This is a genomic window from Candidatus Xiphinematobacter sp. (genome assembly GCA_016766635.1).
Lineage (GTDB): Bacteria > Verrucomicrobiota > Verrucomicrobiia > Chthoniobacterales > Xiphinematobacteraceae > Xiphinematobacter.
In genome coordinates this window covers 909,526-917,278 of record CP068473.1, presented here as the reverse complement: position 1 = coordinate 917,278, position 7,753 = coordinate 909,526, and the positions used below count along the sequence as shown (strand labels likewise).

General features: G+C 48.5%; 4 protein-coding genes. 2 read left to right on the top strand and 2 right to left on the bottom strand.

The window, feature by feature from the left end:
• Positions 1–2,391: 2,391 nt before the first annotated feature.
• Together tmk and JMM79_04015 are read left to right on the top strand one after the other, a co-directional pair.
• The gene (gene tmk / locus JMM79_04020; protein QQY08372.1) at positions 2,392–3,063 is read left to right on the top strand and encodes a dTMP kinase; all 672 of its coding nucleotides are present in this window, start codon (positions 2,392–2,394) and stop codon (positions 3,061–3,063) included.
• On the top strand, positions 3,047–4,036 hold the full coding sequence (locus JMM79_04015; protein ID QQY08371.1) for a hypothetical protein: 990 nt from the start codon (positions 3,047–3,049) through the stop codon (positions 4,034–4,036). The genes tmk and JMM79_04015 overlap by 17 nt, the downstream gene beginning before the upstream one ends.
• A 57-nt stretch (positions 4,037–4,093) precedes the next feature.
• On the opposite strand, the gene pgsA is transcribed toward JMM79_04015, so the two are convergent.
• Complete coding sequence (gene pgsA, locus JMM79_04010) at positions 4,094–4,660, bottom strand: CDP-diacylglycerol--glycerol-3-phosphate 3-phosphatidyltransferase (protein ID QQY08370.1); 567 nt, start codon at positions 4,658–4,660, stop codon at positions 4,094–4,096.
• Positions 4,661–4,788: 128 nt separating this feature from the next.
• Entirely contained in the window at positions 4,789–7,530 is a 2,742-nt protein-coding gene (alaS, locus tag JMM79_04005; GenBank protein ID QQY08369.1) for an alanine--tRNA ligase, read from the bottom strand.
• Between the last annotated feature and the right edge of the window lie 223 nt (positions 7,531–7,753).

Genomic DNA, 7,753 nt, shown 5'->3' with positions numbered 1-7,753 from the left:
AAGGGAACTGAAGAAGTACCTAAAAGTTTCGATTGTAGAATCGCTGTATCGCAAGGGCTTCGCTAAAGCATCTATATTTAAAAAAAGCTGCAGATAAGAAAAACTACTCTTGTGCCTTGGAGAGGGGGAGCTACTCCAATCAGGAGACACTTATTCTGCATGCGACACAAGGCGGCCAAAGCCATGATTCCTTCGGCAATTCCTTATTTTCCAGGAATAAAATGCTTCCTCTCTATGAAGAACGTGGTTGTGTCTGATAAGGTCTCTTGCTAGTCCGCACCGCGTAACATCTCATTTGCTGTGTCCTCGCTTTGGATTATCCAAAGGTCGGCTTTTCTCGGCCAGTCTGCCAAACTTCGCCAGAAACAAGCTGTTTTGCATCCCTGTACTGGTTTTTCATTAGGACCTTACCACCCCTTTACCCAGTTGATAACGTCTACAATAGCAGCGCTGCACCGGAAGGTAAGACGGTAGGAAGGCTCTTGGCCTTGGGGCAATTCGTAGAGCAGTTTGCGAAGCCGATACGCTTGCAAACTGGCCCGATCTCCTCAGATAGACTGCTGCGGCCGCCCCCGTTGTCGTGAGGCATCCGTTAAAATTGCCAAACAGTCTCTTATGTGCAGGGCAGTATCCTGGGCCTTGTCCAAAGTCACGCATCCTGGCTCCTTAAGTACAAGTGACTTTTAGAGTGTCTAAAGCAGACTGGCAGCGATGGTACTCTGGTCTGAGTAAAGAATTTTGCCTTGCTAGGAGGTAGGGATGACGTTTGTGCTGAGCAGCGATAAAATCTAGAGTTTGTTTCCCCGGAGGAAAGACCCATCTGCGCAGCGTGGAAAGGGCAATTGCTGCACACTTCTTTTCTTGTCTCTAGGTATTAAGTAGGGTAGTTCTTCAGCAGAACTTGGATGCGCAAAGTATCCTCCTGCCTTCCCTAGTGTCCTGACAGCCCTTTCCACCACTATTCTCCCGCAAGAGAAAAAGAGAAAAAAATAAAACCTTCCCAAGAGCTGATCAGGATTAAGAGGTGGGCTTAACTAAAGAAAGTAAGCCAAGGAAGGATCCATAGGTTCGTGGCAATTGAGACACAGAAGACGCGGGTACCTGATACCTACCTTACACGTTTTCCTATCCGGGAGTGCACTAAAATAAAGCCGGTCTTTCGTCCCTCAGGGCTCCGCAGCAAGAGGTATAGGTTGCTACGATCGTGGGTGGCTTCCTGGGTTAAGTCGTGCAATTTCTAACATGCGCCGGATAACAGATTGGTCTTCCTAAACTAGCTGTAGAAACAAGAGCAAAGTTCTTCCCGACATCCAGCTCTCCTGGACGCTGGTTTGACTGCCTCTATCTCGTCGCCAATAAATTCTTTTGGTGAGAAGTCCCCACTTGGATTCTAGGATGTCTCATGAAAAAGACTCCTCTCTGAGGAGTCAACATATCAACAGATAGGAGAAAAGGGTTAGATCTTAACTCCTTGGAGATAAAATTGGAATTTTGGGCCCAGGCGATGGGGCCAATATAAGCCTGCACTGCCTTGACATGCTCCATTTTTGCCGAAGCCGGCAAAAAGACACAGAGAGAGCAGGTCGCGTTGTTCCCATGGCTCCTTCAACTAAGGAACGGAGAAGTAGCATTTGGCAAACGCCGTCCAATTTTGTGGTTGAATACTACCATAGATTCGTTAATGAAGGGGGCAAGTGCTGGACCATTTTTGGCGGCGGCATTGAGAGCAATAATCCTACCTACCGATGATCATAAACGTGCCACGTCAATGTTTTAAAAATGCTAAAGCCAAAGGCATTAGCTCAATACCCCTCAAGAGATAAATCGGGTCCATTTTCGCAGAACAAGACCACCTGCCTAAATCCCAGGCCTTCCGCAACTGAGGGCATAATCAGATGGAGTTCTTCACGACTCGCAATAGGCACTGTTTCTGAAAGACCCCGCGATATTTCTCTTCAGAAAGCTGTTGGAGTCCAAAAACGGACACTCATGAATGCAGCTTCCAGGGAAGCTGGCACTTTTTGTAGTCGGTTTCCTACTAAGAAGTTAGAAAAATCATAGCCACCTGCTTTTTCACCCAAAAGCGACTATGTTCTGTTCGGGGCACCCAGCGTGTAAGGTGGAAACCCCCCGTTTCCCAATCGGCACGCGAACAAAAGTCTCCGCTCATTTTCTACTCACCTACTCCGGAAAAGGGGGCAAAAAGATTCGCTTGTTTCTGTAGGATCCTTAATAGTTTGTGGTCTCTGCTGGCAACCTAGGATACCACAAAAAGCCCAGTGCTGCTCTGCTGTAACTATCTTTGTCTGGAGGATCTTCAAAAGAAGAGGAGGGTTACAGCGTGGCCAAAATTCCCCCCATCGCTTCTTTAACAAAGTCCACAAAGTCCATATGTACCCGCACGATTTTGCTGCAAGGCCGAGGGGTGTTTTCATTTCCTTCGAAGGTGCAGAAGGATGTGGAAAAACTACACAAATCCTCAGACTTGCGCAGGCATTCCGAGATTATGATAGGCCCCTCTTGGCACTGAGGGAACCAGGTGGGACAGCTCTTGGTGAATCTGTTCGCCATCTTCTTAAGGCAACCACCGTGGGAACTTCTAAACTGTTTCCGGAGGCGGAGTTATTACTCTTCACCGCCAGCAGAGCGCAACTAGTTCGGGAGAAGATTCTCCCTGCTCTCCTTGCGGGCTCCATTGTTGTTTGCGATCGCTTTCTTGATTCTACCACAGTTTACCAAGGCAAAGCACGTAGCCTGCCGCACAACTTCGTCGAATACGTTAACCAGCAAGTGGTAAGTGGTTGTATTCCAGATGTGACCTTTCTCTTAGACATAGATTCTGAGGTTGCGTTGCAACGTGTTTCTCGTCGCGACACCTCCCTTAACCCGAGCGGGATAGGGAAAGAATCCTTGAAATACCATGCCTTAGTTCGTAGAGGCTACTTGGAGCTTGCTCAAGCAAATCCAGACCGTTTCGTGGTTTTGGATGCTGAGCAGCCAGTAGATGCACTTTCTCAGATAATTATAATGACTTTGGAAGAAAGATATGGCCCTCTTAGCTAGGAACGCCCTGGAATACTTAGCCGCCTCCCATAAAGCGCATCACCTTGCTCATGCCTATTTGATCCACGGTGCCTCCGGCTCTGGGAAGAAAGATCTAGCTAGAAAACTTGCTGCGCTGATCTTGCGCTGCTCAGAAGAAGTACTTGGCTCTTGCTCTTCACATCCAGACTTTCATAGAGTTCAGCCCGTTTCTAAAACCCGACGCATTGTTATTGGACAAGTACGCCTTTTGGAACATCTGCTTCGGAAGCGGTCTGTGACTGGGACTGCTAAGGTCGCAATAATTCAGGAGGCAGACCGTTTTGCTCTCAATGCCGCCAATGCCTTCCTAAAAACCCTGGAAGAACCACCTAATGACACCTTTCTAGTACTCCTCGCTACCAGCCTAGAAACTATCTTGCCAACCATCCTCTCGAGGTGCATCCGGGTGCCATTGTATCACAAAGAAAAACGGCAAGCTACCCCACAAGAGAGGTCTATTGTGAAACATTTCAATCACTGCCTACAACTCGGAATTGGAGCAGTTGCTCAGACATTCCAGTTTGTGAGGGAGTTTCAAACCATACTAGCTAAGTGTAAAGAGGATGCAGCCAAGCAAGCTGGAGCAGAACTTGAGCACTACAGGCACCGCTATCAAAAGGGTACCGATGGTGCATGGATCGAGGAACGCGCGAAGTGTTCCAAGGCCATGATGGAGTCTACTTTCGTTTATCTACGACATGGCCTAGTTACAGCTTTGAAAAGTTGCCTTGCAGAGGGGCTTCGCACCTCCCATCTCGGGATTGTTTCTCCTGATCCTACGGCTGTTCTTCTTGCTAAAGCTCCACATGGAATTCTCCTCCAGCAAATAGAATTACTGGAGCTTCTCCAGAGGTTCCTGGCCGTTGGAGTCAACGAGTCCCTTGCTCTTGAAGTGTGCTTTCTGGAGATTTTTTCCATGACCCCGCGTAGTGACTTGATTCCGAAGAACTAAATTCTGAATCGCCAATTGTCTTCCCCAAGAATTCGATCCTTCAAGCCCATACCTTCCCTAATTTGCAATGAATAACGCTCGGTTTCTCCAGAGATAACCTAGACCAGAGTACAGAGTGAGTGTTAGAGTAACTGTAACAAGTATCCATCCACCATAGATCCAAGTAGATGCCCACCATGCTGGCCGCAATTGCCACTCCAAAAATGTTGCAAGCATCAGGAAGAAAAAAATGGTCATCATTTGCCAGACTGTTTTATGTTTCCCCAGTCGTTCTGCTGGAAGAATGACGCCCTTGCTTCCAGCGAGGAGACGCAATCCTGTGATCAAGAATTCCCTTGCGATGATAATCATTACTACCCATGCAGGGAGATCTGCATAAATGAGTAGGAGAATAAACGCTGATGCATTGAGGACCTTGTCTGCTAAGGGATCCATTAGTCTTCCAAAATTGGTCGCCAGGCTCCGCCTGCGAGCAAGCAGTCCGTCGAGGTAATCCGTCAAGGTCGCCAGGGTAAAAAAGACCAGTGCAAGTGTCATATTCCATCTGAATGGGCTTTCTGTAGCCACCACAAAAAGTACTGTAAGGGAAAAGCGGGCCAAGGTGAGGCGATTGGGAAGGGTCATGGCGGGGTTCTTCCAACTAAATAAGAGAAAACTCCCAGGTTGTGCCGTGCCGTGCTTGGTAGAAAGTGAGTGCTGCTTAGTGAGACTGCTTTTCCTATCCGGGGGACATACTCTTGCTGGCATAAAAGCTACAACGCACCCCTAATGAGCTCAACCGCCCGCTGCAGCGCTTCCCCAAGATGTCTTACTCCCCTACCCCCTCCTCTGGCTCTATCTGTTCCTCCACCCCCAGTGCCACCTACAATATGTGTAATCTCTTGCACGATGTTTCTCGCGGAGAGTTTCGGAACCCAGGAAGAAGGAACAGTTACTATTAGTAAAACTACATCGTTCTCGCTTCCTCCGAGGACTAAGACCCCATCAAATCGGTCTTTAATGGAATTTGAAACCTCCTCCAGGACGACCCCATTAATCTCCCCTACATTCTCCACAATGGCCGGAATCTCCCCAATAGTACTCTTCCTTTCCAATAAGACGCTGGCAATGGCATTAGCTTGTCGTTGCTGAGAAACCCGCAGCTGTTTCTCCAGCATCCTAGACCGTTTGATGGCAAAATCTACCTTTTGTTCCAATTGCACCACAGGTGCACCTAGTTTTCCTGCTAGGCGACACAACAATTCTGTTTGGCATTGAATAAAGAGGTATGCAGCATAGCCTGCAACTGCTTCGATACGGCGTACACCAGCGGCTACCGCTTCCTCGGAGATAATTCGGAATACTCCTAGTTCCCCCGTAGCTCGGCAGTGAGTTCCAGCACAAAGTTCCATTGAGTATCCGTCCAACGAACCTGCTGTGCCTCCGATCTGGACGATGCGCACGTTCCTACCATACTTCTCACTGAAGATCTGTATAACATCAGCACGTCCTCGCACCTCATTGTAAGGAAGTTGCATCCATGAGATTTGTGAATTTTCCAGGATGCGTTCGTTGACTAGTTTCTCGACATCAGTGAGCCTTGCTTGAGTCAGGGCACCACTTCCAAAATCAAATGTCAACTTTTTTGCCCCTACATATGAGCCACGTTGTGCGATACTGCAGGACAGAACTTCGCGTAGTGCCCAGTGGAGGAGGTGCGTAGCAGAATGATGGCGTTCGATAGCTATCCGTCTCCTGGAGTCTACGACAGCTTGAACTTGTGTTCCTATTGCAAGCGTGAGGCACTCCTTCCCCTCAGAAGCTAGACGATGATACAGGGCATCCCCAGAACGCATCGCCGTAAGGACAGGGAAGTGCTGACTACTTTCTTCCTGGAGAGTTTTCAGATAACCAGAATCACCAACCTGGCCCCCCATTGTTGGGTAGAAGGGGGTTTTGTCTAGGGCAAGCCAAGTCCCATCTGTTCCAGTGTAAAGATCACGAATGACTCCAGTAGACTCTAGGGACTCATAACCAAGGAACTGCGTCGTGATTCCTTGTGCGCTTGCCTGAGTAAGTTCTCTTCTCTGATTAGCGCGCGCCAAGGAGCGCTGTTGTCCCATGTATTGCTCAAAACCTGTTTGGTCTACAGAAAATCCAACCTCCCTGGCCATTAATTGGGTAAGATCTATAGGGAAGCCGTAGGTGTCTGAAAGGCGAAAAGCATCCTCTCCCGGCACTATGGAGGAACCTAGTGTCCTAAGGCGAGAGATAATTTCCTTAAAGACTTGCAATCCTCTATCAAGTGTTTTGTAAAAAGCCTCTTCCTCTGCTCGAATGATCTCCTCTACCCGTGCTTGTTGAGAGATAAGTTCTTGGAAAACGTTTCCCATTATCCCAACAAGAACCGCAACAAGCCGGTGCAAAAATGGCTTACGTAAGCCTAAAACTCTCCCGTGTCGAACAGCCCGGCGTAGTATCCGCCGCAGCACATAGCCCCGACCGGTGTTATCCGGAAAAATTCCGTCGGCAATGGCAAAAGCGAGGGTGCGAAGGTGATCGGCAACTACTCGGAAGGCGGTGTCCACCATTTCTTGGTGGTTCCGATTGTCCAATGGAGGCAGGGTAGCCATATACTGCTTGCCACTTAATTTCTCGGTTTGCTGCAGTAGTGGGTAGAAGAGATCGGTCTCGTAATTAGAAACTGTATGGGAGAAGTCCGTAAACCCCCGAGTACCCTGAAGGACAGAGGCTATGCGCTCAAGTCCCATACCGGTGTCGACATGTTGTGTAGGGAGAGGGGCGATAGTACTATCCTGGAGTAGGTTGAACTGGATGAAAACGAGATTCCAAATTTCCATACAGTACACGCTCCCAGTATTAATCAGATTTCCACAAGAATCACCAGCAGGAGTTAAATCTATATGCAACTCGCTGCACGGCCCACATGGGCCATTGTCTCCCATCATCCAAAAATTATCCTTTTTCCCGCCACTACGGACGTGGATTCTGGGATCAAGGCCGGCATTTCGAAAGAGATTGCCCCAGCACTCACAAGCCTCTTCGTCTATCTCGCTAGGCTCGCCAGGAGCTGGCCGATAGAAACTAGCGTAGAGCCGCTGCGGTGGAAATTTCCACCGGCATGCTATGAGTTCCCAGGCCCATTCAATGGCTTCCCTTTTAGAATAGTCGCCAAAACTCCAATTCCCTAGCATTTCGAAGAAAGTATGGTGGTACGTATCCAATCCGACATCTTCGAGGTCGTTGTGTTTCCCTCCAGCGCGGAGGCATTTTTGGGTACTAGCGGCTCGGGTGGACATTCCTGGAAGAACTTCTGGCCAACTACTTACATCCGGAGGACACTCACCAAGAAAAATCGGCACAAACTGGTTCATGCCAGCATTAGTAAACAGTAAGTTTGGGGAGTCTGGTAAAAGGCTGGAAGAGCGGATGAGGGAGTGTCCCTTAGAGGAAAAAAACTTGAGGAAGGAAGATCGTATTTCTGCGCTGGTCATAAAAAGGTCGCCTGATACTGATCGGCCAATGATAACACTCCGGAAGAATCTAGTCTATGTCATCAATGATGTCTATAGACCTGGAAGCGAAGGTCCGTAACAAGAACAACGCGCAGGTGCCTAACCTCTGAATATTTTGCTAATCAGGCGGGCAACACTGCAATTTTCCAAGTTCTGCTTCCGCTGCGAGTTTCCCAAATGGTTCCATGTGAGTTAGATTCTT

Bases quoted from the DNA above. Each gene is read 5' to 3' on its own strand.
- tmk (QQY08372.1), top strand. From the start codon at position 2,392: ATGTACCCGCACGATTTTGCTGCAAGGCCGAGGGGTGTTTTCATTTCC.
- JMM79_04015 (QQY08371.1), top strand. From the start codon at position 3,047: ATGGCCCTCTTAGCTAGGAACGCCCTGGAATACTTAGCCGCCTCCCAT.
- pgsA (QQY08370.1), bottom strand. From the start codon at position 4,660: ATGACCCTTCCCAATCGCCTCACCTTGGCCCGCTTTTCCCTTACAGTA.
- alaS (QQY08369.1), bottom strand. From the start codon at position 7,530: ATGACCAGCGCAGAAATACGATCTTCCTTCCTCAAGTTTTTTTCCTCT.